This window comes from Arthrobacter sp. M4, from assembly GCF_020251205.1.
GTDB lineage: Bacteria > Actinomycetota > Actinomycetes > Actinomycetales > Micrococcaceae > Arthrobacter.
The window spans coordinates 1-390 of sequence record NZ_JAIWYX010000067.1 but is presented as its reverse complement, the minus strand read 5'-3'; the positions used below and the strand labels follow the sequence as shown (position 1 = coordinate 390).

The 390-nt window shown below is 59.0% G+C and carries 1 protein-coding gene; it reads left to right on the top strand.

Going from position 1 to position 390, the window contains the following annotated elements:
- Positions 1 to 178 precede the first annotated feature (178 nt).
- Positions 179 to 390: hypothetical protein (locus LD110_RS23425; RefSeq protein WP_225502341.1), on the top strand; the 212-nt coding region annotated here is incomplete at its 3' end.

The following is a 390-nucleotide window of genomic DNA, read 5'->3' as shown; positions in this document are numbered from 1 at the left end:
TATTCTCGCCCTCGCCTGCGCGCTTTCTGGGTTACCTGCCATGCCTTCTTATGCGGTTCCCTCATCTTTGCCGGCGACTGTCTCGGCAATCGCGCCGACGCTTGTGGCCGGGGATTGTCCTGCGAACGTTGTCTACTCTGAGGCACTGCAGTCAGCCCCCACATGTATTGCCGGAAAAATGTTCACCAGCCGAGGCCGCATCGAAGACAAATGCCTTGTTCAGCCGAAAGGCGCGCCGATAAACAAAGGCGTCTTCAGAACACCACCCGACTACTATGAGCGCGCGGAATGTGGAAGCAACGGGGACGGCATCGAGTATATCGCCCAGGCCCGGGCAATTGCCCGGCTGAACGCCATGTCACCTTCGGGCAGCAAGGCAGGAATCACACC